We start from the raw sequence: 25,811 nt of genomic DNA on the forward strand, positions 1-25,811 counted from the left end.
GGACACCTGATGAATATAATTAAGAAACTAAGCGCTAAAAGCTGGCGATCAGAATTTTTTAACTACAACCATACGCTTGTCAAGAATCCCACGATGCTCACTGTGGAAGAGTGCAGGATGCTGGCCTATTTGACAGCTAATATCTACAACGGGGGCGAAATCGTAGAGCTTGGGTCTTTCCTAGGTGGCTCTACTGCGCATCTCGCCTCTGGTTTGAGTTTAAAAAAAATTCCATCTTCTTCACCATTGATTAAAAGCTATGACTTTTTTGAAATGCAGGAGAAGGACAAAACTAAATACACAGAAAAATATGATTTAATTTCTTTTGATGGGACAAACACTTTAGAAATTGTCAAAGAAATGCTTGGTTCGCATGCATCATATGTCGAATTTTTCAAAGGCGATATATTGGATTCCGCCTATGAGAAAAAGCAAATTTCAATATTATTCAACGACGCAGCAAAAAGTTATGAACTCAATGAGCATATCATTAATACATTTTTCCCTAAACTGGAGCCGGGTTCTGTCTTGATACAACAAGATTATTTGCATTATACAAACCCCTGGGTCATTGCGAGCATGGAGCTAATGGAGGAATATTTTCATTTAGTATCCTGGACTGAGTATAATTCAGTTCTTTTTGTGTGCAAAAAAAATATTCCAACCAACCCTATTAAAAATTTTGAAACGATACGGACAAGCATGGAGTTTTTATTAGCTCAAGCGATACAGAAGTTTACTGATGTACGTCAGCGAGAAGCGATAGCGAAGTCAATATTAGGCTTTCGGCAAAACACTAATGTTGAAAAAAGTTGGGCGTTTAATTGTGCCTTCGATGCTAAAGCAGTTAAAGAACTGATAGCATGATCAGTTTCTATTCTCTACTTTGCAAATACAGGTAATCTTTGTATAAAATCTGGCGGTATATGTTCACGGTACCTAAAGCTTTTGCTGTTCATTTATCGTGAACGATCTCGAAGTACTCTTTAATAGAGGTGGGATTGCAGGTAGCTATCCAGCTTCACGAGTTGCTCAGGCGCAAGCAACGTCACGCTGCCCGTTTAGTTCATGCGTTTGAGAGCAATCAGGTTGCGCTAGCCTCTTCAGACGAAATCTCAGATGAAATGGATATAAACATGTCAAATTTACCACATTTCCTTTGTATCGGCGCGCAAAAAGCAGGTACTAGCTGGCTTTATAAGCAACTTAAGCAACATCCTGAAATCTGGATGCCGCCAGTGAAAGAGTTACACTACTTTGACCACCTGTTCTGCAAAGGAAATCGCTCTTGGACAACTGGCCACATTCGTAGGGCTGTGTTTGGGTCGTTGAAATGGCATGTTAACCATGGAATAGAGCCGGATTTCGATTACATTCGATACCTATCTGGCTTGGCGTCAGGGGAGATGTTTACTGAACAATGGTATCGCACTGCCTTTGATCGACCGGGCGCTAAAGGTAAAGTGATCGGGGACATAACCCCGGAATATTGCACACTCCCACTAGATGGTGTTCATTATGTTAAGCAGCTGCTTGGCGATAATGTGCGAATTATTTATATAATTCGCGATCCATATGAGCGGGCGTTATCGCAACTGCGAATGAATGTCGAACGACGTGGTATCGGAGAGTCAAGCTCAATTGATGAATGGTTGGCGGCGGCTGATTTTGACGCAATTGAAAATAGAGGAAATTATGCGGAATATATACCGCGATGGAAGAGTGTTTTTGCAAGTGGTCAAGTTAAAATCATGCCATTCGATTTAATTAAGGCAGACCCATGCCATTTTCTGAGAGAGCTGGAAAGATTTTTAGAGCTTGAGATTTCACATGAGTATGACTCTGCTAAAGAGCCAGTACATCAGACAAAAAAATATAAAATCCCCAGTGTGATATCTGAGAAAATCAGAGAACTCGCTTCAAGCCAAGAAAAATTTTATTCGGATTTGCAGTGCTAAGTATATCAACTCAAATAATTATTAAGATCATGATAAAATATCTATATAAATCAATATGGTGAATTAATAAAGTAATGAATTTATACTATTGAGGTACTTAGCAGAGTAAGTAAAATGGCTATTTCTACTCCAGATAAAACCCAAGTTTCTTTCATATCTAATTTATATGAAGATAGCTTGAAGAGTTTTCCTCAGGTACATTTTTTTGATCGGGCTTTTTTGCTTTTAAAAGATATAGCGTCTTCTAGTAAAAATCAAAAACTAAAAAGAAAAGCTGCAAATCAAGCAATACAAACTATTGTCCAGAAAAGAAAGTTTAATTTGCCGGAGGAAGAGGAGATTTTGGCATCATGGGAAAATAGTGAAGAGTTGATGGTTACAATTATATGCACCGCATTTAACCATGGTAAATATATTGCAGATGCAATTAATGGATTTATTTTCCAAAAAACAAAATATTCATATGAAATAATTATCCATGACGATGCGTCAACAGATACTACACCTGATGTCATACTTGAGTATCAGCAAAAATATCCGAATTTAATTAGACCAATCTTACAAAAAGAAAATATTCACTCGAAAGGTAAAAAGCCAGTTCTTGAATGCCTGAAGATTGCTAAAGGAAAATATATTGCAAATTGTGATGGAGATGATTTTTGGATTATGGATAACAAAATAGAATCTCAGGTATCTATTTTAGAGAACAATTCAAATGCTTTTTTTTGTTACCACCAAACTATCTTCATGCATGAAGATCATGAAGAAGCAAACTTTAAGGTTCTTGATCGAATAACCGCTCAGACTGAAAGATATGAAATTGATTATAAAAATAAAAATCGCGTGATTTTAAGAAAAATAGATTTACCGCGCGCATCAACAAGAATGTTCAGAAACAAAAAATTGCCATATGATTATGTAATAAATAAAGTGTTGGCTGGCGACCAAATTCACGCGTCTGCCTCTGCATTGCTAGGAGAAGTTATAGAGATCAAAAATTTTCCTGGAAGTGTTTTTAGAAAAAATAACGAAAGTACATGGACGCCTTTGCATAAGAATCTGCGAACCATTTATTCTTTTTCAGTTCAAGCTTGGTTGAGTATTCTTTACTACGAAATGGGGTATCCACAGTATGCGTTTTATTTTTATAATCGAGCAAAATCAGGTTTGACATCAGTAAACAAGTTGTTAGATAGTTTCGATGGATGCGGTCACTATATAAAGCATGTTCATGAAGCCATTGAGATTTTGAATAGCCACGATTATCGTAACGTCATCGAAAGAAAATACTTTTGTATTGGCAGAAATGATACAGGCACTACTGCATTAAAAAAAGCGTTTGCCCAACTAGGCTTTGCTGTTGGAGATCAAAGGGCCGCTATAGCTTTAGCTGATCAGCACTATTATGGGGGAAATTTCTCAGAGATTATACTTTACTGCCGTTCTGCACAAGTTTTTCAAGATGCACCGTTCAGTTTTCCAGAAACATTTAAACATTTAGACGCCGCTTACAAAAACAGCAAATTTGTTTTAACGGTATGTGATGATGCCGAGCAATGGTATAAAAGCTTAATTCGTCGTCATTCTAAGATTTACGGAAAAGAAGGCAATATTCCTACTGCTGAGAATTTAAAAACCGCAAATTACTATAGAAAAGGATGGGCTTATCATATTGTTAAATTTTATGGAACAAGTGATAAAGACCCTTACAACAAAAAAACTCTAATTGATCACTATAATAAATACAACCAAGATGTAATTAATTATTTCAAAGAGCGCTCTAACGACCTTTTAGTGCTCAATTTGGCTGAAGCGGGTAGCTATAAAAAATTTGTCGAATTTGTGGGTGTTAAATCACCTTTTTATGCCTTCCCTCATGAAAAATGAATAGACCATCGCCTCAAGGCGATGGTATCAGGGAACGGCTAAAGCCGGCGATTTCGGCTAAAGCCGAGCCAGTCCCCGCTAAAGCAGGCTTAAGTCGAAGGGGGCTCCCCCTCCGGGGAAGCCTCCCCTTCAACGGAGAAGCTGGCATCGTGGTCATGGCACTGGTTGGAAATATACGCTTTGATAATCACGTCCGTCACCTGCCCGCTGCTACGGCAGAAATAGCCACGCGCCCAGACATGACGTCCCCAATAGCGTTTTCGAATCTGGGAAAATTCTCGCAACAAAATGTAAGAGCTTTTCCCTTTAAACCTCCCAAAAAAGAGATGCTAAAGCTTCCGCCTAAAGGCGGGGGTTTTACCCCTCCCCAGTGGAGACAATAAATCAGGATTAAATGTTTCTCGGCTTTGCGATAGTTAAATGGGCCTTGATCGTAAAGTAGGCCAAAACCTAGTTTTACAGTCGGATAAATTCTTTGTGGCTATCGAAATAACAGTTAGGTTAGCTAACTCCAGCGCTGACTGGCGCGATTCAGGTACCCCGTCTTATGATCAAGGCCGTTAAATGCATGGCGAAATTTTTGGCGTTTTGACGATAATCACTCACCCTAAGCTGATCTGGAGGAAATAGCATGTCATTGTTTTTTTTAATGTGTTCGGAGCGATCAGGAAGCAACTTTGTTTCAAAATTACTAAATGGCCATTCAAATATTTGTAGCCCATCGACAAAGCACATTATAAATCCCGTTGCTCGAAATTTATTTCGTTATGAGAGACTGAATAAACCTTCTAATTGGAATGAGCTTCTTTGTGATATGAATGAACTTATGTCAGTACGCTTCTCTGTCTGGAAGAAAACGTTTTCTATAGATGATCTTCATGAACTGGCATCCCCGGGAGATATAAAAACGCTTCTCCAGAACATATTTCTTGAAGAAGCGAAAGCCAATGGAAAACAACACGTTTTCATCAAAGAAAACCAGGTATATGAATTTTTGCCATTCTTATTGGTGCATTTCCCTGAGTCTAAGTATTTATACCAAGTTCGAGATCCAAGAGATATGGCGCTTTCTTGGAAAAAAAATCCCGATCACAGGGGCGGGATCGTAATGGCTGCGAAACAGTGGAAAAAAGATCAGCAGCAGAGCATGAAGAATTATTATTTACTAAAAAATCAAAATAAGGCTCACTTTGTAAAATATGAAGCCCTAACCAAAAACAATAAAGAAGAAGTTAAGAAAATTATTAAGTTTTTGGGGTTGCCTTTTGATGAAAGCGTATTTAAATTTCATGAAGATGAATTGACGAAGGAAAATGCTGACATGCAAAAAGCATGGAGTAATCTTTCTCTAGGAGTTATTAAAAACAACAGTCAAAAATATGCATCGGAACTATCTTTTGAAGAAATTTCTATAGTCGAAAAAATTTGTTATTTTGAAATGAAGCATCTGGAGTACCCCATAGAAACTGATTTTAAGAGTCTTGATTTAATTACAGAGCAGGTAATTAATGATTTTCACCGTTGCGAAATAGAAAAGCTTGATTATTCTCCTTCGGAAGGTGTTGTAGGCAATATGCATGCAAAAGCAAAATTATATCAGAGATAATATGGCTTCTTAACCTAGATTGGGGGCGCAATTAAGGCTATAAGTATAGTCATGAATTCCAAAAATATGACGATATAGGATACGCAATAAAAGAGCTTAGCTCGCATTAAAATTTATCACCCTAAATATTAAATAAATTAAATAAATGTCCCTGACGCCTTTTCGTCCCCAAGCCCCCATCCTCGTCACCCGCCCCTTCCTCCCCCCCCTGGAGGAGTCTACCGCGATGCTTGCCGAGATATGGGAAAGCCGCCGCTTGTCCAATGCCGGGCCGCTGCACCAGCAACTCGAATCTGCCCTGGCCGAGTACTTGGGCGTGCCCTATGTTTGCCTGTTCGCCAACGGCACCCTGGCGCTGCTCACCGCCCTGCAAGCCCTGCGCTTAAACGGCGAGGTCATCACTACCCCCTACAGCTTCGTCGCCACCACTCATGCGCTCTGGTGGAACAACATCAAGCCGGTGTTCGTCGATATCGAGCCGGACTACTGCCAGCTCGACCCGGAACGCATTGAAAGCGCCATCACCCCCCAGACCACCGCGCTGCTGCCGGTGCATGTCTATGGCTACCCGGCACCGGTCGCGGCCTATCAGACCATCGCCGATCACTATGGCCTGGCACTCATCTACGACGCCGCCCATGCCTTTGGCGTGCGTCAGCAGGGCATCTCGGTGCTCACTCACGGTGATCTCAGCATCCTGAGCTTTCATGCCACCAAGGTCTTCAACACCTTCGAGGGCGGCGCCATCATCTGCCACGATCAGCGCACCAAGACCCGCATCGACTTTCTCAAAAACTTCGGTTTCTCCGGCGAAATCCGCGTCGTCGCCCCCGGCATCAACGCCAAGATGAACGAATTCCAGGCCGGCCTCGGGCTGCTGCAACTCAAGCACCTCGACGCCGCGCTGGCCGCCCGCCGCACCCTGGCCGCGCGCTATCGGGAATTGCTCGGCGACATTCCCGGCATCAGCTGCCTGCACCCCGCCGAGGATTTGGACTACAACGAGGCCTATTTCCCCATCTTCGTCGATGCAGCGCGCTACGGCAAAAGTCGCGATGACCTCTACGACCACCTGAAAAGCTATAACTACTTTTGTCGGCGTTATTTCTACCCGCTGATTGCCAGCTTCAACAGCTACAGAGATCTACCAAGCGCGAGTGCCGAAAATCTCCCGATCGCCTTTGCCAAGGCCGAGCAGGTCATCTGCCTGCCGATCTATCCAGATTTAGAGGTCGAGCATGTGGAGAATATCGCCGCGATAGTGCGAAACTTTGCGCGTGGTTGACGGGGGGAGTCGCCATGACCGAGCTTGAACAACTCATCCAATCACACCAGCAACGCGCATTCCCGCCACCCGATGGCGCGGCGCGCAGGGAGCAATGGTTGGGTGAGCTCACACAACTGCTGTCTGAACTGCAAGAGCAACTGATCGCTGCAGGTGTTCCGCAGGACAACATTCGCCTGTTGGAAGTGCCGCTCAATGAAGATGTCCTTGGTTTCTATGAGGCCCCTGGGCTGTGTGTCCGTATTGGAACCAGTGAGGTGGTTTTCCAGCCGAAAGGAGCGCGCATTATTGGTGCGCTTGGAAGGCTGTGTGTGATCGGGCCGCGTGGTCGCGCCAAGCTGATTGCTGATGTGGACGACAATGGAGAGAAGGACGCGCCGCCGTTGCACCACACTCAGGCATGGCGGTGGTTTGTTTACCCCGAGCAGGAGCGCGGCGGACAATTCCTTTTGACCAAAGACAGTTTGGCACACCTGCTCAAGCTTGTGCTAGGCTAGGGTCGCGATGTCGCCTTTTCCGACCATCGACCAGGCTTGGCAATGGCATCGGGCAACCAAGGATGGACTCGCCAGCTTGAAATCCTACCTTGGACAACCGAGCAGCCGGTGGAACATGAGCGATGCAACGCTTGATGACATATTCGGCATGACGGAAGCCGAGTGGCAGGGGTATTACGAGCGTAAGCTTGACCAGCACGAGCTGTTCTCGGTGCTGGCGTTGTTCGAGGCCTGTGAAGGCGGCTTTCGGCGTGATTTAAGTTGGCGCGGTCAACGGCATCATAGACAAAAGCATCATGCACGGTTTAGGAAATTGCTCGATTCGCAGCGCTCGAATGACCATCTTGCAATGGCTGTGATACTGGATCAATGGATCGTTGCTGAGAAGAGCAAGCCATGGTTGAGAAAGCTGTTGATGAAACTCAAGGTTTTGTTCCAGGCTCGCAACGAATTGGCGCATGGTCGAACAGGGGAAAGTGCTGACTTCGATGTCGTGTTCAGTCAATTGGACAGCATCCGGCAGAAATGGCGCGATGCGGTTGAGGATTTTCGTGGTTACTGAGACGATTGGTGGGTCATGTTGTTGTTTTCTACATGCGCTTGACTAATGAACAGTGCCAATCCATTGAGCGCTTGGCGCATGAGTGGCTTGGGCAATGGGTGCGCGTACAGGTTTTTGGTTCGCGCCTGAACGATGCTGCCTGCGGCGGTGATGTCGATTTGCTGGTGCAAGCCGATCATCCCGTTTCCGTGGCGCAAAAGGCGGAGCTTGGCTGGCGGATGGAACAGGCGCTGGGTTTGCCGGTGGATCTTGCGGTGATTGATCCCGAAGGGCCGCGCACGGCTTTTCAGCACCTGGCACTGGCCAGCGCCCAAGACCTCATGCCCGCGGCGGCGTTCTAACAACGCCTTCCAAAAACACGCGGTACCGATGGTCTTCAGCCATAACAATCATTGGGAGGCACGGATGTCCACAGTGACCGTCACTTTGTCGAACGATGGACAAATTTTCATTCCCAAACCAATCCGCGATCAATTACATTGGGAAGGTGGTCGTGCGTTGATCCTGGAAACCACGGCAACCGGGATCAGCCTTCGTATTCACCCGGCGAATCAACCACAACGGCTGGAATCGCTCCGAGGTTTTCTCAAACAGGATCGGTTTCCTTTATCGACTGAGGAGCTGTGCGCCCCGGTTGATGTCACCACCGACTGGGATGCCGCAGAGCAGCGGAACCAATGATCGCATTCGATACCAACATGCTGGTGCGCTTGGTCGTTGATGATGATCCGCAACAGGCCGATCTTGCCGAACGGCTTCTCCGCGAGCATCGGGTGTGGATCTCGCGCACCGTCCTGTTGGAAACCGAGTGGGTGCTGCGTTCCCGTTATCGGATTACCGCCGAGCTGGAAGATACGGAATCCGTTGCTAAGGCCTTGTCATGGTATGGTCAAGGGGCTGATTTTGCCGACGCGCTGCACTTGGCTGTCTGTGGGGACATCGAATTGCATACATTTGACCGTGACTTTTGCAAAGCCGCGCGGTCGAGTGGACAAGTCACCAGCGTGCGCGTGTGGAGCCGCGAAGAATCATTCAGCGATCAGTGATGCCTATGGACGCTAACGACTTCCAAAAACGCGCCGCGCCGCTGGTGCTCAGCTATCAATCCCATAACAAGCAGCTCATGTGGCTTTACTCATGCGTTTGACGGCTGAACAATGCCAGTCCATTGAGTGCTTGACGCATGAGTGGCTCGGGCAATGGGTGCGCGTACAGGTTTTTGGTTCGCGCCTGAACGATGCTGCCCGCGGCGGTGATGTCGATTTGCTGGTGCAAGCCGATCATCCCGTTTCCGTGGCGCAAAAGGCGGAGCTTGGCTGGCGGCTGGAACAGGCGCTGGGTTTGCCGGTGGATCTTGTGGTGATTGATCCCGAAGGGCCACGCACGGCCTTTCAGCACCTGGCACTGGCCAGCGCCCAGGATCTCATGCCTGCGGCGGGGCCTTAAGATGGATGCCCTGGTTCGGGAACGCGCGTATCTGGCAAAGCCAACACCGACTTTCTTGAATGTACTGGTGTTTTTTGAAAAACATCAGGTCATTGCCTCGGTAGCGCAGTGGCACCGGGTACGAAAAATGCGTAACGATGCCGCGCATGACTATGACTTAGACCCTGCGGCGACAGCAGCGCATTTCAATCAGATCCATGAGGAATTGCCGGAACTCGTACAAACGGCTGTTCGCCTGGTGGCGTTCTGTCAGCAATGGTTGGATTGCACGCCACTGGATCATGAATTGCATCATGTGCTGATGGCACGGTTATCTTGAAATAGAAGGCGCTGATCTTTTGACGAACGAACACTTATCCAGCCCAACAGTGATGTCTATGGACAGCAACGACTTCCAAAAACGCGCCGCACCGCTGGTGCTCAGCCACAAAGCTTACAATAAGCTGTTTTGCATCGGCTACAACAAGACCGGCACGACGACCATGGCGGCGATTCTGAAGCGCTATGGATTGAAGCTGCCCAGGCAGGCCGGGCAGGAGATTCGCCTGAGCCGTCAGACCTTTGCCACCAACTATGCGCCCCTCAAGGACTTCGTTGGCAAATTCGACGCCTTTCAGGACATGCCTTTCTCTCAAGGCGAAGTCTATGCCGTCTGCGATGCGCTGTTTCCGGACAGCAAGTTCATCCTGACCGAGCGGGATTCAGAAGAGTGGTTTAACTCGCTTTGTCGCTTCCATCAAAAAGTATTCAAAATCAGTGACTTGGGGGGGGGTGACGGAAAGTGACTTCAATAAAAACATCCGCTATCTGTACCCAGGCTACACCTACAACAACGCCGTGCGGCATGTCGCCCAATTTCATACCGGCGCCGAGCCGCCGCTGATCGACTTCAAAAAGCTCTATGATCCTGAAGTGCGCATCAAGGATTATGAAGATCGCAATGCGCGGATCAAGAAGTATTTCATGAACGCACCGGAGAAACTGCTGGTGATTGATATCACGAAAGAAGAAACGACGCGGAAGATTTGTGATTTTCTGGGGATACCGGAGGGGTTAGTGATTCCAGTGCCGCATTTGAATAAGACATAAATCTTTATCTTGACAGGTTAATAATCAAATGAAAAAAAAGACGATTTTGTTTCTTGGTGCAGCTCCGACTCAGGTTCCACCAATTCGATATGCGCGCGAACAAGGGCACCATATAATAACCTGTGATTATTTGCCCAATAATCCTGGCCACAAAATTGCTGATGAATGGTTCAATGTCAGTACAACTGACATGGATGTGGTATTACAACTCGCAAAAAGTAAGCGGATAGATGGGATTGTAGCTTATGCTTCGGATCCTGCTGCTCCGACAGCCGCTTATGTTGCTGAAAAATTAGGTTTGCCCGGTAATCCCTACGAATCTGTTCTAACGTTGCAGCGCAAAGACTTGTTTCGTCGATTTTTAAAAGAAAATCAGTTTAATGTTCCTGTTTCAAAATCATTCTCGGATACTGAAAAAAACATTGCAAAAGACTGGGCTTCCGGATTGAAATTACCAATTTTTGTAAAGCCTGTCGATTCATCTGGAAGCAAAGGAGTCACGGAAGTCAAAGATTTTTCGCTTTATGATCAAGCTTTTGATCACGCACTACATTATTCTCGTGCAAAAAAGGTAGTCATTGAAGAAAAAATCATCAAAAAAGGCCATCAAGTGGCAGGAGACGGCTTTATAGTAGATGGTCGCCTCGCATTTCGCTGCTGGGCAAATGAGAATTTTGATTCTCTTTGTAATGGCTTGGTTCCAATTGGCCAAACATTTCCTACAACACATGCACTTGAACTTCAAGAAGTTGCGCACACTGAGACTCAACGATTGCTTGATCTGTTGGGAATGAAGCAAGGAGCTTTGAATTTTGATTTTGTCTTTTCCGATCAAGATGAGTTTTATTTCTTGGAGTTAGGGCCGCGCAATGGAGGCTGTAAAATCCCAGAAGTTATCAAGTATGCAACTGGCGTCGATTTGATAAAATATACAGTCGATGCGGCTTTGGGGCTCGATTGTTCAGCGTTGAAACCAACACCGGCAAATGGGTATTGGTCTAGCTATATGGTTCATGCAATCGAAAACGGCTGCTTTAAAGAGATTTATCTATCAGATCGTGCCAGACGCTGCATTGTCGAACAGGACATCTATGTTACTAAAGGCGATGCTGTAAAAATGTTTTCAGGGTCAAACGACACTTTGGGTGAAATGATTATGCAATTTTCCAGCAATAGTGAAATGCAAGAAATGATTAGCGCAATGGAAAAAGATATCAAGGTTATCCTTGAGTAATAATTGCTTGGTTTTTAAATTAAATTATTCAAGAGTCCTTTAATACATTGTATTCAAATAGCACTACGCAGCCCATTGGCGGCTATTTCGAGCTGGAACTCCCACCGCCGCGAGCACTGCCTCACAACGGCTTGCAGGGCTTTCAGTCCGCCAGAGCCGCTTTTCTCGCGTTGCTGCGCGCGGGTCGTCCCAACAGGGTCTGGCTGCCCAAGTACATTTGCAACGCCATGCTCGCCCCACTGATGCGCGCCGGCATGGCCTACGCTTGGTACGATCTGACCGAGCACTGGCAAGTGGATCCGGCCATCCAACTCCAAACCGGCGACTGGTTAGTGTACGTCAACTACTTCGGCCTCTGTAGCAAGCCTGTTGATGACCTCTTGCAACGTTTCCCACCAGAGCAGATCATCCTGGATTATTCTCAGGCCTTTTTCGCGCCACCATCGCCACAAGCACTGGCCACCCTCTATTCACCGCGCAAATTCTTCGGCGTTCCAGACGGCGGCTTGCTGCACAGTCAAATCCCCGTGCCGCAATCCACCCACATCGATCAGGACGCCTTCGCGCGCATGTCCCATCTGCTCCGGCGCCTTGGCGACACGCCAGAAGCCGGCTACACCGCCTATCAGCACGCCGAGCACAGCCTGGATGATCCGGAACCCAAGCGCCTGTCCCCGTTGTCCGCGCGCATCCTGTCGTCCATCGATTTTGACGCGGTGCGCGCCAAACGCCGCGCGAACTTTCAATACCTGCACAGCCGTTTGGGCGCTGACCAGCAGTCGTTTGCCGCCATGAAAGACACCGACATCCCGCTGTGCTACCCCTATCGATCCGATCAACCCGGTCTGCGTCAAGCGCTCATCCGCCAGCGGCTGTTTATCGCCACCTACTGGCCCGAGGCATTGGAGCGACTGGCACCCCACAGGGCAAACAGTCTGGTCAACAACCTGCTTCCGCTACCCATCGATCAGCGCTACGGGAATGAGGACATGGAACGGATCGCCACTGCAATCTTGGCACACCGATGAACACAGAACCCAACAGCATCACCGCACGAACCGCGCTCTTTTCAAGGAATGTCGCACTGGAGACCCTGCTGAAAGACCTCAATGCCACCCTATGGCAGTCAGAGCAGGCCTATCTTGCCGAACCGGTGCCGCCATCACACCCCATCATCCTGGTAATGGGCCCGATGCGCAGCGGAACCACCCTGTTCATGCAATGGCTGGCCAACACCGGCTTAGTCGCCTATCCCACCAACTTGCTCTCCCGCTTCTATCAAGCGCCCATCATCGGCGCTAAAATCCAACTGTTGCTGACCGATCCGCGCTACAACTTTCGCAATGAGCTGGGAGAATTCCTCCAGCAGATCGCCTATCACTCCGAAAACGGCAAGACCCAAGGCGTGCTGGCCCCCAACGAATTTTGGTATTTCTGGCGTCGGTTCCTGCCCGAGCCCAGCCGCGATGTCTGGCTCGACGACGAACTCCGTCAAGGCATGGACATCCGCACCCTGCTGGCCGAACTCGCCGGCCTCATAACGGTGTTCCAAAAACCCTTCGCCACCAAGGCGATGCTATTCAATTACAATATTCCCTTCCTCGATGCGCTGTTCGACCAAGTGCTCTTCATCCACATCCAGCGCGACCCTGTCGCCAATGTCGCCTCCGTCCTCGACGCCCGCAAGCGTCAATTGGGCAGCGAAACCGCTTGGTACTCGTTCAAGATCCCCGAATACGAGGAACTGCGCACGCTCGACCCCATCCCCCAAGTCGCCGGCCAAGTGCTGGCCATCAACCGCGCCGTCACATCCGGTCTTGAAGACGTGGCCGAGCACCGAAAGCTAAACGTGGATTATGAGGCGTTTTGCGCTGACCCCAAGTCATTTTATGACCAGATTGTTTTAAAGCTCGGTATGCAAGCCGCTGTCAGTCCATACTCTGGGCGGACGTCTTACACTGTATCTCGTTTAGACGATCTTCCAAATCGATCAGCGATTCAACGGGCGGTTAAGGAATATGTCGGCGAAGTAGGCGGTACTCTTTCATGACACCTGTTCAATCGCTCCTCACAATTTCGAGGGCGCAATTAAATTTAGCCAATAGCATGTCTCTACCATGGGCAGCATGATCGCAATCACCCCAGATAAGTTTACGATCTGCAAGATAGCCAAGAGTTTAAGACCTGATTCCATAGGATTGAATAGTGACTAAAATTGTAAGTCAAAATAATCTAGGCACTAATGTAATACCTAATGGATGGGTGATTCCATTATGTAAAACGCAAAGTAAATCACGGCAATGCGGTGTTCTTGATGAGAATAATATACCGATTGCAGAAGCATATCTTCGTCGGAAGTATGAACCTAATGGGCCAGAGTATATTGTCTGGTCTGCTAACGAATTTGATATTTTGTCATGTGATAACTGGCATGATCGGAAAATAGATGTCATTTATGGAGGTGTTCTTGTGTTTCATTATGGACATTTCATACTTGAAAGCTTGTCACGATTGTGGGCGTACGATAAATACAAATTGCCAATTGCATGGTCTTGTCAAAAAAATGAGCTTAAATCCTGGCAAAAAGAAATATTTGACATTATCGGAATAAATTCTTCGGAAATGATATTTTGCGATAAGCCAACGCGATTTTCGTCTATTTTAATACCGCAACCTTCGTACCAAATAAGATTGTTTTCACATCCTTTTTACTTTAATCTCCTTGGCAAATTTGAGAATAAAAAGCCTCAAGATATTGAGTATTTATGGTTATCAAGATCTGCGCTCAAAAATGGAGTGCAAAGTTATTCAAATGAAAAAAATCTAGAAGATAAATTAGAACAAGCTAACTGGTTAATTCTTAACCCAGAAAAACATAGTGTTAAAAACCAGCTGGATGTACTTAGCAGAAGCAAGGTGATCGCAGGAATTGAAGGTTCAGCATTTCACAACTTGCTATTCTTAAAAAAGCCAACATGTAAAGTGATAATTATAAGAAGACGAGATGCTAATGCCAACTATGATACGATCGCAGCAGGTAAAGGGCTTATTCAGACGAGCTTAAAAAACTATCTTGGTGATACTCATATTAAAAACCTGTTCGAGATCCGTGTAAATGATGTTTTTCGTGATATGATGTCTGAAGCTAAAATTTTTGTGTCAGATAGTCATAACGACATTTCATGCAGAGAAAGCTGCGTGAAGGAAAAAAAACTGATGAATATTTGTTTGTGTGTGAGTGGCCAACTTCGAGGAATGCGTGGGTTTGTTGAGCTTTCTGAAGAGATAAATGCACTTCCGTCTAACTACCGAGTGACTATAATCTTTAGTTTGTGGAAAAAAGCCGGCAAAAAAGTAGATGGTGCTTTAGGAGTTGGTCAGCTAAAGCGAGTTTTTGAACCAACTTTAGCAAAAATTATTCCTCCTGGATATTATGGGAAGAATTTGTGGGTACATTTTCCGATGACTTATCAGCGACTCCGAACACATAATGGTCCTGAATTTGAAAATGAACTCAAAGCGCTTTTTCCAAATGCCATATACGATATTGAAGATGAAAATCTGGACCTCGAATTTAAAAGAACAAAGAGCGACTCAAACTCAATAAGAATGCTTTACAGGCGATGGCGTTGCAATGAGATTAAGAAGAAAATAGAAAGGGATCGGGGTAGGTATGATTTAGTGGTGGTGTTAAGGCCGGGTCTTTCAATTCGATTTAATATGGAAAAAGAAATTAATCTATCTGAAAGGGCTGTATATCTACCTGGAGCAGGCGATCAGGAAAACTATGCAGATGACGGTATGGCTTATGGTTGTACAGATGTGATGGATGATTACTGTGCTTTGTTCTCGAAGGCGATATCCCATGATGCGTCTAAATCCTGGAGTTGGATACATACGGAACTTGATCGTCACCTAAAGGCTTTGAAGATAAAGCAGAAAAAACCTCAGTTTATAACGCCCGTCAAGTCGAAATTTCAATCAGATAAAGAGCGAGTTACGCTTGAAGAGGTTGCAGAAGAAAGCGACCTTTTTAGATCGATTTTGCATGATAATGTCTCGGTCAGTGATCTTGATACTGACGGAAAAATTGCATATTTTCGATATAAGTCCTTAATGTCTAAAGCTAAGGATCCGGCATCGTCGTTAAAATATTTGCTTTTTGCTGACTTCGCATATAAAGACATTAAATTTAAAAATTACATTCTTTTTGAAGATCTTTATTATCTTTTCGATTCTTTGGATATTTCCTCTATGGATCAGCTAGAAAAATTCGGGCCATTAAGCGCTCAAATGCGATCAAATCTATTGCGTTTTCTTGAAGTACCTAGATGCTTAAGGCTATTTGTTAGAAAGAAAGCTGAAAAATTACTTGCGGATGAAGGTTTAAACGATTCAGTTCTCGAAGTATTGCTAGGCGATGAGAATACTAAGCATTTACCAAGCCGCTTTGCAAATACATTTAGAGATGAAGCAGTCAGCTTAGAATCAAGAGATCTGAAAAAAGCATTAAAGTTAATGTTGCTGGCGAAAATAATTAAACCGCACGGACAATTTATTGGGAGAAAGTATAGAGAGTACAAGATAAAATGCGAACAGTAAAAAAACTGGGGCTCTGATTTTCTACAGGAAACAGCCGTGAAACGCCTTATCATAGATGTCGATGAAACGCTCACTATCTCCCATCCTGACACAACATACGAGTCCGTCGCGCCAAATCTTGAGGTCATTGCAAGGCTGCGCGCTTACCGAGCCGAGGGGTTTGAGGTTGTGCTGTCGACTGCGCGCAATATGCGCACTTACGACGGCAATATCGGTAAAATTAACGCACACACGCTACCTATCCTGATCGATTGGCTTAAACGTCATGACGTACCCTATGACGAGATCTGGACCGGTAAGCCTTGGTGCGGTTTCGAGGGGTTTTATGTCGACGACAAGGCGGTTCGGCCCGATGAATTCCTGCGCTACTCATACGAAGAAATCTGCAAGCTGATTTCAGCCGGGAATGCGGATTAGGAAGGCTTTCGTTTGGGTGCGCGGCAAATAGCATTCTGTTATCGACATTAATAGGGGGCATCGTGACACTGTTGGTAATGTCGTCCGCCTATATCGACAATGAGATGCGCAGTGAGTTTGGGTTCATCCCGCCAACCTTTCTGCCGACTGGTTCAGGTTGTCTCTACGAACTGCAATTCGCCGGCTTTCCCTTAGATACGCCGAAATTTCTCACCCTCCCAATCGATTTTTATCCACCGGATGTCGACGCACAGCGATTCAAAAAACTCGGCATCAATCTGCTTTTTCTACCCAAGGAATGCTCGGTCCTCGAGTCCCTCGTGCGAGCGATTGAGGAAATCCGCCCCGGAGGACCACTACATGTCATGTTTGGGGATACGCTGGTCTCGCTTGATGTCGAACAGAGGCGTTTAGTCGATGCTGGAGCCATTAAAGTTGCTCGCACCAGTCATGACTGGATGTATGTCGATACCGAGGGGCCTGTGTTCAGCGAACAGCCTAGCGCACTCGGTCGCAGCAATTTCGTAAGTTGCGGTTACTATTCTCTCTCTGACCCCCAAGGCTTTGCCGCGCTCGCGCGTGGCCTCTCGCTCGACGCTGCGTTCAATGCCTATGCACGCGATATGAGTTTGAAGTGCTTCGAGCCGGAACTGTGGCTGGATTTTGGTCATGTCTCGCTGTTCTACCAGTCCAAAAAGAAGCTCCTGGTTGCGCGTGCCTTCAACTCGGTCACGGTCGAGGACAACGTGCTGTCAAAATTCTCTGCGGATACGCGCAAGATTCGTGCGGAGGCGAACTGGTATTGCGCCCTGCCGGCTAATTTGGCGCTACATTGCCCGCGCTTTATGGGAGAGACGTCGAGGGATGGAAGCGCAGGCTACAGCCTGGAATACATGTACCTCCCGACACTAAGTGATTTGTTCACCCTAGGTCGGCTGCCGCCGCGCAATTGGTTGCGGATTTTTAGTAGCGTTGCCGAATTCTTGCACCATTGTCAGCAGCATCGGCCCGAGCGCTCGATGCCCGAGGCGCAACCGGAGTTTGCAGCGACATTTTTTGAAGATCTGGTGCGCAGGAAATCGATTGAGCGGCTTGAACAGTTCGTTGACCAGTTCCAGATCCCTCCTTATACATCCTTCACGGTCAACGGTACTGTCTTCCCGCCGCTGCATATCGTTCTCGCTGAGACGCTTGCTGAGATTGACATGACAAAGGCCGAGGATATCTCCTATTGGCATGGCGATCTCTTCTTTGGAAACATGTTCTACGACATTCGTTCTGAACGCGTGGTCTGTGTCGATCCGCGTGGGCTGGTAGGCGGTGACTATTCGGTTTGGGGCGACATCCGCTACGACCTCGCTAAACTCGCCCATTCCGTTTATGGTGGCTACGATTCCATCATCGGCAATCGCTATCGCCTGCAGAAAGGTGACGGTGCAACCTTGGATTTCCATATCGACGAACTCCAAAATCTAGACGAAATTCGCGAATTGTTCGAGAGGCTGATCCTTGATGAATTCGGCTTGCCCCGAAAACAGGCGCTGGCATTCTGCACGATGCTGTTTCTGTCGATGCTGCCGCTCCATTCTGATGACGGGGCTCGCCAATATGCACTTCTTGCAACGGGCCTGCTTTGCTACCAGAGATGGAGTGACTCATGATTCTGTTTCCGATGGCTGGCCTGAGCAGCCGTTTTTTCAAGGCGGGCTACGATAAGCCGAAATACATGCTGAAATACGGTGGGAAATCCGTATTTCGCCATGTGGTTGAAGGGTTCGGGCGCTACATCGGCGTTGAGCCGTTTCTGTTTATCTGCCGGGCAGACGACGACACCCCAATTTTTGTGCGTGGACAACTGGAAGCGCTCGGCTTTTCGAAAGAGGATTTCGGCATCGTCGTGCTCGATACCCCAACTAGGGGGCAAGCCGAGACTGTGGCACTGGGCTTGAAGGGTGCGAGCATTGATCGCGATGGTGCCTTGACGATCTTCAACGTCGACACCGTGCGTCACGACTTCCGGCGCACCGAGTTTGCTGAAGGCTCTTCGGGTTATCTTGAGGTCTTTCATGGCGAGGGCACACATTGGTCGTTCGTCTTGCCCGAAGATGACAACGATTCTCCGATGGGGCGGGCCAAGCTGGTGCGGGAGAAAGAGCGAATTTCCCCACTGTGCTCCAACGGTCTCTATCACTTCGAGTCGGTCGAGATCTTCGGTGAGCTTTACGCCGAACAGTTGCGGCTTGAGACGACCTGTTGGAAGGGCGGTGAGCTATTTGTCGCGCCGCTCTATCAGCTCGGTATTGACCGAGGCATGGTGTTTCACTATGTCCTATGCGATCTTTCTCTACTGGATTTCTGTGGTGTGCCCGCCGAATACGAGCTTCTCCTGGCGCGAGAGGGGGTGTGAGTCGGGCCGCACTTATTGGTGTTATTGATGAAAGTTCAGCCCCGCCGGAACTTTGTTCATCGCATCTAAAAGACTGCTTTAATATAGCATAATGGCTTAATCAGGGGTTTTTAAAAATTCTTGCGCTTTGTGTGGAGGTTTTTTATAATTATGATATTGTGTATGACGAGTCCAGACCAGATAACGGCATTCTTTCGAAACCGGTTACGCCTTAAACGATGTGCCCTCTTTGGTCGGGGTTTAGTTCGGTTTTGCAAGATGATCTTTTAACAAGAGATGTGAGGATAAAAATACCATGAATTTTGAAAGCAATTATAGTCTTGATGATCTTGGGAGAAAACATAAGACAGATAAATCAAGCAAGTCTCATAACTATCTAGCGTTTTACGAGCTTTTTTTTTCGAAATTCAGAGAGGATAAATTTAGTTTGCTAGAGCTTGGAGTAGGCCCGAAGCAAAAGAAAGGTAAATCCCTATTGGTTTGGATGGATTATTTCGCAGAGGCCCATATAGTAGGGGTGGATTTACGGCCAGATACTCTTGAATGCCAAAGTAGTAGAGTAACCATTGAGATTGGAAACTCAGGAGATTTGGATTTTCTGTTGTTACTAGCTAAAAAATACCCTGCTAACCGAATTATTATTGATGATGCATCTCACAAATGGGCTCATCAAATATTGGCTTTTGAGGTGCTCTTTAAAACAGTTGAAAAGGGGGGGTGTTACATTGTTGAAGATATTCATACAAGTTTTAGCCCCCTTCGTGAAAATGAAAATTATGCAAATTCTTATGAAGATGCTTATACATATTTTTCTACTATAAATTTCTTAGTATGTGGCGGTGGGAGACACCATCCGTCTTTCGAGTTGTCCAAGCCAACTCCAATGCAGCGACAAATGGCAAAAGATATTGAGAGTGTCAGTATATACAAATCTACAATATTGATAAACAAAAAATAATGATAAGTTCCCCTAACTCTAGGAAATTAAAGGGGCCTGGGTCGAGTGGCACTAAGATAAGCGCAAGGGCTTGAAAACAATTGGGGAAGGCTGGCAGCTAGGGTGATACGGTGAAATCGCCAAATCAAACCAACCACCCGAGGAGCCAGCCTTCATGCATGCTAACCATCGCCCGGGCTTGGAGCAACAGAAACAGATTCAGCGTCGCGCCGAGGAGACCGACTCCTACGCGTTCTTCAACGTGTTGACCAGTTCGCAACTGCTCGACGGAGTCGAAGCGCTCTTGCCGGCGCATCGCGAACGGGTGTTTCCGCCGACGGAGACATTGTCGATGTTTCTGGCGCAGGTACTCGCCGACGATGGCAGCTGCCAGCAGGCGGTCAACGACGCGGCGATTAAGCGCATCGTTGGCGGTCTGCCGCGCTGGGCTAAAGGGGCCAGGCTCGAATTGTTTTTCCAAGTCAACCCTTAAAGGCGCTCCGAATCGCGTAGGGGCCGGCTAAGCTCCTCACACTCCCGCCCCCGCCCCCGAATCGGCTACACTCCCCCCATGACAGCCGACACCCCGGAGCCTGATACCGGCGCGCGCTGCCAGGGGCAACCATGAGCCACGATCAAAACTTCAAGAACCTTATTCTCGACTACCCACGCCAGGCCATTGAGTTTGCCGCCGCCAGCGAAGTGGCGCGGCTGGGCGAGGAGGTGCGAATCCTGCCGCTGCGCGAGGAGCAACTCAAGGAACGTTTGGGTGATCGCTTTCGCGAGCTGGATGTGCCGCTGCTGCTCGAATGGCCTGATGGACGCCGCCAGGCGCTGCTGTTTGTCTTTGAGGAAGAAACCGAGCCCAAGCGCTTCTCGATCCATCGCCTGGCACATTATTGCCTGGACTTGGCCGAGCTGTACCACACCGAGCGCGTGGTACCCGTAGTGATCTTCCTCCACCCCGGCAAGTTCGATGAAACACTCACCCTGGGCAGCGACACGCGCGATTATCTTCAGTTCAGCTATCTCGCCTGGCCGTTGTTTGGGCTCAAGGCCCGGGATTATTTCGACAGCCCCAACCTGGTCGCACGGTTGAACCTGCCCAACATGCGCTATGCGCCCGAGGAGAAGGTCGAGGTCTACGCCCAAGCGGTGCGCGGTCTGCGCACCCTGGAACCCGACCGCGAGCGCCAGATCAAATACCTCGACTTTGTCGACATCTATGCCAACCTGGACGAGACTGAACGCCAGCGCTACCAACAACACTATGCCGAGGAGACTGAAACCATGAGCGCGTTTGCTGATCGATTTATTGACCAGGGAGTGCAGCAGGGCGAAGCCAGGACATTACTGCGCCAGCTCGATCAAAAATTCGGCCCCGAGGTCGTGCAAGCGCACCGCGAGCGCATAGAAACCGCCGAGCTGGAGCAACTGGACACTTGGTTGGGTCGTGTCCTCACTGCCGAGACGCCGGAGACCATTTTCCACTGAGGCACCGGGAGCGCTGGAACAATCAATCAACCGACCCGAGATCCGGGGAGATCCGGGGACATATATGGTCCGCCCCGCGATGCAAGAGGAAAATCGCTGTTTGGTAGAAGGAAACGTTGCGGCCAACTATCCGGCATCGTTAGCGGGATCATCATCGAAGTCGATCCCCGTGCCCTAATGGAATTCGCGTACCCCGCCGTCCTCAATCAGGATATCAGTCTCAGCTTAAGCTGGCTGCTGTCCCCGTCAGGTTTTCAGCGAGGCGGTCGTACCTTTCATGCCATTACAGTGACTTTCTCTCTTCGCAACTCGTGGTGTGGAACTCGGTTGATGCCCGATCAGGGCAGGTTAAGCGGAAGGGTTCGTGGCCGATAGGGCGTTACGCGGTAACGGCCGCAGGCTTCGCTAAGGCGCCGCGCGCCGCATCGAAGGCCTTGCCGGTGGTCATCACCGCCCAAGCGATGCGCACGAGCTTGTTGGCCATCGCAACCACGGCGACATTGGCATGACGGCGCTGCTTGAGACCCCGCGCCCAATGACTGAGAGCGTCGTCTTTGTTCTCAACCCAGCGCATCTGACCCTCAACCCACCGAGGGCGCAAGCACCCGCCCCCCTCCGTCGCTCACCAGGCTGCGGAGGTTTTTTATCGCCGCCCCGCCAGCGCCGACTTTTTCGACATGTTCTCAGCTTGCTCGACCATCCGCTTCTAGCGGATAATGCGCCCATGCTTTTTGTGGAACTTCCGATCTTCGTCCGTTGTGCAGCCGATCTGTTTTCGGATGAGGATATCTCCGAGTTGCAGAACACCTTGCTGGAAAACCCTGCTGCCGGCGCCCTGATTCCCGGTAGTCGGGGACTGCGCAAGCTGCGTGTTCCGCTGCCCGGACGGGGAAAGCGAGGCGGCGCCCGGGTGATCTACTACCACTGGATGAGCAAGGAGCGGTGCTACTTGCTCTATGCCTACGCGAAGAATGTCGCTGCCGACCTGACACAGGATCAGTTGCGGCGGTTGTCTGTTGTGATGCAAGCGGAGATTCGAGATGAATGACAAACAGTTCGACGAGTTGCTGGACAGTGTGCGTGACATGGGCTGCCATATGCGTGGCGAGAAGTTGGCTGGCTTGCGCGTCCTGGAGTTTCCCGATCCCGACGTCAAGGCGATCCGCGAGCGCACCGGGCTGTCGCAGAGCCGTTTTGCCTATCTGATCGGCGTCAAGCCCAAGACGCTGCAGAACTGGGAGCAGCACCGAGTGCGTCCGGCAGGTCCTGCCCGGGCTTTACTCAAGATCGTCGAGGCCAACCCTGACGCGCTCTCGGCGATACATGCGTAGCTGGTGTTCAGCCCCTGCTCGCCCCTCAGTGTCAGGATAAGTGTGTGTGCCGCAGCAATGCGGTTTCGGTCGGCAAGGAGCTGACCGGGCAGCAAGACGCCCGCGCCTGCACATTGCCGACTACCCGCACCACGTCATCCAGCGCGGCCACAACCGCGCGGCTTGCTTTTTTGCCGAGGAAAACAATCAAAGGGGCCGCCGGGGTCGGTTTATTTTTTAGCCCCTGACTGATCCCGCCTAACTAGGTTTCACACTTCCAGTCCAGCCCCCGAGGTTCACCCCTCGGGGGCTTTTTTATGCGGCGGTCTCAGCCAGCGCCGCCGCCCCTACCCGAACCCGGCGAGGTTGGTTATGATCGGCGACGGAGCTGTTCCTCCAAGTCCGGAGTTGACAGGAAGGATGTGGGTTAATGATGTCAAACACCGTTGAAATCGCCTGCCCGCCTGAGGTCATGCTCAGTCTGCACATGAACTCGCGAGAACTCGCCGAGCGCGTGCAACGAGATGCCGCCATGGCGTTGTTTCGGGAAGGGCGTTTGTCCTCTGGGTTAGCGGCCCAGTGGCTTGGTATGCCGCGCGTGCATTTTCTGCTGCTGGCGATGGCCGCCGGTGCCGAATTGCTGGAGGACACTGAGGAAGATTTCCGACGCGAGACGGCGTTGTTGTAATGGTGTTCTGCAATACGACGCCCTTCATCGCGCTGGCGAGCATTGACCGACTCGACCTGCTGCATCTGGTTCTCGGAGACATCGCAGTGGCGCAAGCCGTGGCAGAGGAATGCGCCCGGGGTGGGCCGATCTCGGTACCCGCCCTACAGCGCCTGCCTTGGGTGAATTTGTATCCCGATTTGCCATCGGATGAGTCGATGATCTTGGATCTGGATCGCGGCGAAAAGCAGACGATTTTGCTGGCTCGTCACCACGGTAGTGACCTCGTCGTGATCGATGAACGCCGTGCGCGCAGCTTGGCCGAATACCTTGGACTGCGCGTGACTGGAACCCTGGGCATTCTCGTCAAGGCAAAAGCAAGCGGCTTCATCCCATCTTTCCGGGAAGCGGCCGCTGCGATGCGTGGCCAAGGTATCTATTACAGTCAGGGATTGATCGACCGTCTGGGTGAACGACTCGGAGAAATAGGTGACCGACTCCCGTAAACGGCACTCACCATAACGAAGCTGTAGAATCATAAGGGGGGTCAGTGCGGCCTGGCAAGGCCGCGTGTTCTAGCGGGTTAGAGTCCCGCCTGGGTAATCGTGAGCCGCGAGCCCAGTATCGAGCCTTGGGGCACGAATGGTAACAGACGCGTCCATGCGTAGGCACGAAAACAGGCGAGGTGCAAAGGTAGCGGGTGAAGCCGCCCCTGAAGGTGTAGAGCCCCGAAAATTACGTTGGAGAGTGCCGACGGGTTTGGCCCCCCGGCAGGCAACACTGCATGTCGCGTCAAGGTCAGTGGCATGGAGACTCCCCGGGGTCCGAGGCCGTATCGAGCCTGACATTGAGAGCACGTGGTAACCAGGGAGATCCGTGCATCGGTCTGCGGGAAGCGGGCACCGGCGAACAAGTGTAAAAAGCGAGGACGCCGGCGGTGTTGCACGGAAGTCGGAGCCACTCGTATGAGCGATGACGCCCGGTAATGCGGGACGAGCAAAGGAGTGGCGGTCTGAGATAATGTGACAGTGACACACGTCCCTACGCTGAGAGGACTAAGAGCGTGACAACCAAACTGAAGCGTTTCACACTGAAGGCGCGCGAGGAACTGCATACGCGGTTCACCTCCCTGATGGGGTTGCTGTTTGATCCCGAGGGGTTGCGTGAGAGCTTCGGACGGCAAGACGGACGCAAGGCGCCCGGAGTTGACGGGGTAAGAAAGGAGGACTATGCCAAGGGCCTATTGGCTCGCTTGGAGGACTTATCGGCACGGATACGCCGACTGGGCTACAGGCCGCAACCGGTGCGGCGAACCTACATCCCGAAAGGAGATGGGCGTATGCGCCCACTGGGCGTTCCGAGTTTCGAGGATCGTCTGGTGCAGGATCGTCTTAGCCAAATCTTGCAGGCCATTTGGGAGCCGGAGTTTCGGGACTGCTCCTATGGCTTTCGCCCTGGGCGCAGTGCGCACGATTCGCTGCGACGGGTCGCGGAGGTCATCACTAACGAACGGACGCAATGGGTGGTTGAAGCCGACATCAAAGGCTTCTTCGACCACGTCTCCCATGCCCATCTGCTGCGCTTTCTGGAGCACCGCATTGGCGATCCGAACTTTCTACGGATCATCCAACGGTTTCTGAAGGCCGGCATCATGGACGATGGCGTATTCACAGCCAGCGTCGAGGGGACACCGCAAGGTGGATTGGTCTCGCCCGTGTTAAGTAATATCTACCTGCACTACGTTCTCGACCTTTGGTTCGAAAAGCGTTTTGCACGCCAGTGTGCGGGCAAGGCCTACCTGATTCGCTACGCCGATGACTTTGTGGCCTGCTTTGAGTACGAAGCCGACGCCCGCGCATTTCTCACCGAGATGCCTGCGCGTTTGGCCGAGTTCGCTCTGGAGATCGAGCCGAGCAAGACGGCGTTGCTGCAATTTGGCAGTGCCATGCTCGGACGTCGGCGGGTGCAATGCCAGGGACCACGCACCTTCAGTTTTCTTGGTTTCACCCACTACGTGGGTCGGAGTCGGACGGGGCGCTTTGTGGTCGGTCGCAAAACCGACGGCAAGCGCCTGCGCAAGAAGCTCAAGGCCCTCAACGCGCGCCTGCGGGACTTGCGTACTGAGGGAGGGAACGCCATGGTGGCCTTCCTTGCGCGGCATCTGCAAGGACACATCCAGTACTATGGCGTCAGCGGTAACAGTCGCGGGCTGTCGAGCTACGTCTACTTTGCCCAACGGCTGCTGTTTACATGGCTAAACAGGCGAAGTCAGAAGCGCTCGGTGAACTGGAAACAGTTCTCGGCGTATATCCGGCTGCTGCTGCCCAAGGCACGCATTCTCCATAATCTCTACCCCGTCCCTTGGTGGATGGCTCAGGCTGGGAGCCGGATGGTGTAACACTCCAAGTCCGGT

31 protein-coding genes are annotated in these 25,811 nt (G+C 49.4%); 29 read left to right on the plus strand and 2 right to left on the minus strand.

Annotated features, from left to right (window positions below; all coding sequences use genetic code 11):
- Positions 1 to 9: 9 nt before the first annotated feature.
- The 3 genes from Thiofri_RS00390 (at position 10) to Thiofri_RS00400 (ending at position 3,845) form a co-directional block, all read left to right on the plus strand.
- Positions 10 to 867 carry a class I SAM-dependent methyltransferase gene (locus Thiofri_RS00390; RefSeq protein ID WP_009149515.1) on the plus strand — a complete coding sequence of 286 codons (858 nt, stop codon included), beginning with the start codon at positions 10 to 12 and terminating at the stop codon, positions 865 to 867.
- Between the two features lie 134 nt (positions 868 to 1,001).
- Entirely contained in the window at positions 1,002 to 1,958 is a 957-nt protein-coding gene (locus Thiofri_RS00395) for a sulfotransferase domain-containing protein (RefSeq protein ID WP_143741902.1), read from the plus strand.
- A gap of 114 nt (positions 1,959 to 2,072) precedes the next feature.
- Positions 2,073 to 3,845 carry a glycosyltransferase gene (locus tag Thiofri_RS00400; protein WP_009149519.1) on the plus strand — a complete coding sequence of 591 codons (1,773 nt, stop codon included), beginning with the start codon at positions 2,073 to 2,075 and terminating at the stop codon, positions 3,843 to 3,845.
- 89 nt (positions 3,846 to 3,934) lie between these two features.
- Here the strand turns inward: Thiofri_RS00400 and Thiofri_RS24620 are convergent, their stop codons facing one another.
- Positions 3,935 to 4,132, minus strand: coding sequence for a transposase (locus Thiofri_RS24620; protein WP_190275822.1), 198 nt, complete (start codon positions 4,130 to 4,132; stop codon positions 3,935 to 3,937).
- Between the two features lie 344 nt (positions 4,133 to 4,476).
- On the opposite strand from Thiofri_RS24620, the gene Thiofri_RS00405 reads away from it, so the two are divergent.
- From Thiofri_RS00405 to Thiofri_RS00505, 21 genes are all read left to right on the plus strand, one after another.
- Entirely contained in the window at positions 4,477 to 5,451 is a 975-nt protein-coding gene (locus tag Thiofri_RS00405) for a sulfotransferase family protein (RefSeq protein ID WP_009149521.1), read from the plus strand.
- Between the two features lie 226 nt (positions 5,452 to 5,677).
- Positions 5,678 to 6,736, plus strand: coding sequence for a DegT/DnrJ/EryC1/StrS family aminotransferase (locus Thiofri_RS00410; RefSeq protein ID WP_407702924.1), 1,059 nt, complete (start codon positions 5,678 to 5,680; stop codon positions 6,734 to 6,736).
- Between the two features lie 14 nt (positions 6,737 to 6,750).
- Positions 6,751 to 7,233 (plus strand): hypothetical protein, encoded by a 483-nt coding sequence (locus Thiofri_RS00415; protein WP_009149523.1) that lies wholly within the window; start codon positions 6,751 to 6,753, stop codon positions 7,231 to 7,233.
- 115 nt (positions 7,234 to 7,348) lie between these two features.
- Positions 7,349 to 7,795 carry a hypothetical protein gene (locus tag Thiofri_RS00420; protein ID WP_143741903.1) on the plus strand — a complete coding sequence of 149 codons (447 nt, stop codon included), beginning with the start codon at positions 7,349 to 7,351 and terminating at the stop codon, positions 7,793 to 7,795.
- Positions 7,796 to 7,827: 32 nt separating this feature from the next.
- Entirely contained in the window at positions 7,828 to 8,136 is a 309-nt protein-coding gene (locus Thiofri_RS00425; protein ID WP_009149525.1) for a nucleotidyltransferase family protein, read from the plus strand.
- 64 nt (positions 8,137 to 8,200) lie between these two features.
- Positions 8,201 to 8,476, plus strand: coding sequence for an AbrB/MazE/SpoVT family DNA-binding domain-containing protein (locus Thiofri_RS00430; RefSeq protein ID WP_009149526.1), 276 nt, complete (start codon positions 8,201 to 8,203; stop codon positions 8,474 to 8,476).
- A complete protein-coding gene (locus Thiofri_RS00435) occupies positions 8,473 to 8,841 on the plus strand; it encodes a type II toxin-antitoxin system VapC family toxin (RefSeq protein WP_009149527.1) in 369 nt (122 codons plus the stop codon). The genes Thiofri_RS00430 and Thiofri_RS00435 overlap by 4 nt, the downstream gene beginning before the upstream one ends.
- Before the next feature lie 91 nt (positions 8,842 to 8,932).
- On the plus strand, positions 8,933 to 9,241 hold the full coding sequence (locus Thiofri_RS00440; RefSeq protein ID WP_009149529.1) for a nucleotidyltransferase family protein: 309 nt from the start codon (positions 8,933 to 8,935) through the stop codon (positions 9,239 to 9,241).
- A gap of 1 nt (position 9,242) precedes the next feature.
- A complete protein-coding gene (locus Thiofri_RS00445) occupies positions 9,243 to 9,560 on the plus strand; it encodes a hypothetical protein (protein ID WP_009149530.1) in 318 nt (105 codons plus the stop codon).
- Between the two features lie 58 nt (positions 9,561 to 9,618).
- On the plus strand, positions 9,619 to 10,026 hold the full coding sequence (locus Thiofri_RS00450) for a sulfotransferase (RefSeq protein WP_051023884.1): 408 nt from the start codon (positions 9,619 to 9,621) through the stop codon (positions 10,024 to 10,026).
- Positions 10,013 to 10,330, plus strand: coding sequence for a sulfotransferase family protein (locus Thiofri_RS00455; protein WP_040855993.1), 318 nt, complete (start codon positions 10,013 to 10,015; stop codon positions 10,328 to 10,330). The genes Thiofri_RS00450 and Thiofri_RS00455 overlap by 14 nt, the downstream gene beginning before the upstream one ends.
- Positions 10,331 to 10,358: 28 nt before the next feature.
- The gene (locus Thiofri_RS00460; protein ID WP_009149531.1) at positions 10,359 to 11,564 is read left to right on the plus strand and encodes an ATP-grasp domain-containing protein; all 1,206 of its coding nucleotides are present in this window, start codon (positions 10,359 to 10,361) and stop codon (positions 11,562 to 11,564) included.
- Between the two features lie 47 nt (positions 11,565 to 11,611).
- Positions 11,612 to 12,592 carry a hypothetical protein gene (locus Thiofri_RS00465; protein ID WP_009149532.1) on the plus strand — a complete coding sequence of 327 codons (981 nt, stop codon included), beginning with the start codon at positions 11,612 to 11,614 and terminating at the stop codon, positions 12,590 to 12,592.
- Complete coding sequence (locus Thiofri_RS00470; RefSeq protein ID WP_009149534.1) at positions 12,589 to 13,614, plus strand: sulfotransferase; 1,026 nt, start codon at positions 12,589 to 12,591, stop codon at positions 13,612 to 13,614. The genes Thiofri_RS00465 and Thiofri_RS00470 overlap by 4 nt, the downstream gene beginning before the upstream one ends.
- 155 nt (positions 13,615 to 13,769) lie before the next feature.
- Positions 13,770 to 16,166 carry a glycosyltransferase family 61 protein gene (locus Thiofri_RS00475; protein ID WP_009149536.1) on the plus strand — a complete coding sequence of 799 codons (2,397 nt, stop codon included), beginning with the start codon at positions 13,770 to 13,772 and terminating at the stop codon, positions 16,164 to 16,166.
- A 36-nt stretch (positions 16,167 to 16,202) separates the two neighbouring features.
- On the plus strand, positions 16,203 to 16,583 hold the full coding sequence (locus tag Thiofri_RS00480; RefSeq protein WP_009149538.1) for an HAD family hydrolase: 381 nt from the start codon (positions 16,203 to 16,205) through the stop codon (positions 16,581 to 16,583).
- Between the two features lie 77 nt (positions 16,584 to 16,660).
- Positions 16,661 to 18,244, plus strand: coding sequence for a phosphotransferase (locus tag Thiofri_RS00485; RefSeq protein WP_009149540.1), 1,584 nt, complete (start codon positions 16,661 to 16,663; stop codon positions 18,242 to 18,244).
- Complete coding sequence (locus Thiofri_RS00490) at positions 18,241 to 18,990, plus strand: glycosyltransferase family protein (protein ID WP_009149542.1); 750 nt, start codon at positions 18,241 to 18,243, stop codon at positions 18,988 to 18,990. The genes Thiofri_RS00485 and Thiofri_RS00490 overlap by 4 nt, the downstream gene beginning before the upstream one ends.
- 295 nt (positions 18,991 to 19,285) lie before the next feature.
- Positions 19,286 to 19,948 carry an SAM-dependent methyltransferase gene (locus tag Thiofri_RS00495; RefSeq protein WP_009149544.1) on the plus strand — a complete coding sequence of 221 codons (663 nt, stop codon included), beginning with the start codon at positions 19,286 to 19,288 and terminating at the stop codon, positions 19,946 to 19,948.
- Between the two features lie 154 nt (positions 19,949 to 20,102).
- The gene (locus Thiofri_RS00500; RefSeq protein WP_009149546.1) at positions 20,103 to 20,420 is read left to right on the plus strand and encodes a hypothetical protein; all 318 of its coding nucleotides are present in this window, start codon (positions 20,103 to 20,105) and stop codon (positions 20,418 to 20,420) included.
- 131 nt (positions 20,421 to 20,551) lie between these two features.
- Positions 20,552 to 21,421 carry an RpnC/YadD family protein gene (locus tag Thiofri_RS00505; protein ID WP_009149549.1) on the plus strand — a complete coding sequence of 290 codons (870 nt, stop codon included), beginning with the start codon at positions 20,552 to 20,554 and terminating at the stop codon, positions 21,419 to 21,421.
- A 379-nt stretch (positions 21,422 to 21,800) separates the two neighbouring features.
- Here the strand turns inward: Thiofri_RS00505 and Thiofri_RS00510 are convergent, their stop codons facing one another.
- Positions 21,801 to 21,995, minus strand: a complete 195-nt coding sequence (locus Thiofri_RS00510; protein ID WP_040855998.1) for a hypothetical protein — start codon at positions 21,993 to 21,995, stop codon at positions 21,801 to 21,803.
- Positions 21,996 to 22,145: 150 nt separating this feature from the next.
- Here Thiofri_RS00510 and Thiofri_RS00515 point away from each other — a divergent pair, with 150 nt between their 5' ends.
- From Thiofri_RS00515 to ltrA, 5 genes are all read left to right on the plus strand, one after another.
- Positions 22,146 to 22,469 carry a type II toxin-antitoxin system RelE/ParE family toxin gene (locus Thiofri_RS00515; protein ID WP_323705780.1) on the plus strand — a complete coding sequence of 108 codons (324 nt, stop codon included), beginning with the start codon at positions 22,146 to 22,148 and terminating at the stop codon, positions 22,467 to 22,469.
- Entirely contained in the window at positions 22,462 to 22,752 is a 291-nt protein-coding gene (locus Thiofri_RS00520) for a helix-turn-helix domain-containing protein (protein WP_009149553.1), read from the plus strand. Before Thiofri_RS00515 ends, Thiofri_RS00520 begins: the two co-directional genes overlap by 8 nt.
- Positions 22,753 to 23,161: 409 nt before the next feature.
- Positions 23,162 to 23,419 (plus strand): UPF0175 family protein, encoded by a 258-nt coding sequence (locus tag Thiofri_RS00525; protein ID WP_009149555.1) that lies wholly within the window; start codon positions 23,162 to 23,164, stop codon positions 23,417 to 23,419.
- The gene (locus tag Thiofri_RS00530; RefSeq protein ID WP_009149557.1) at positions 23,419 to 23,904 is read left to right on the plus strand and encodes a DUF3368 domain-containing protein; all 486 of its coding nucleotides are present in this window, start codon (positions 23,419 to 23,421) and stop codon (positions 23,902 to 23,904) included. The genes Thiofri_RS00525 and Thiofri_RS00530 overlap by 1 nt, the downstream gene beginning before the upstream one ends.
- Positions 23,905 to 24,461: 557 nt before the next feature.
- Positions 24,462 to 25,796, plus strand: coding sequence for a group II intron reverse transcriptase/maturase (gene ltrA / locus Thiofri_RS00535; protein ID WP_009149561.1), 1,335 nt, complete (start codon positions 24,462 to 24,464; stop codon positions 25,794 to 25,796).
- The last annotated feature ends 15 nt before the right edge of the window (positions 25,797 to 25,811 follow it).

Source organism: Thiorhodovibrio frisius (genome assembly GCF_033954835.1).
Lineage (GTDB): Bacteria > Pseudomonadota > Gammaproteobacteria > Chromatiales > Chromatiaceae > Thiorhodovibrio > Thiorhodovibrio frisius.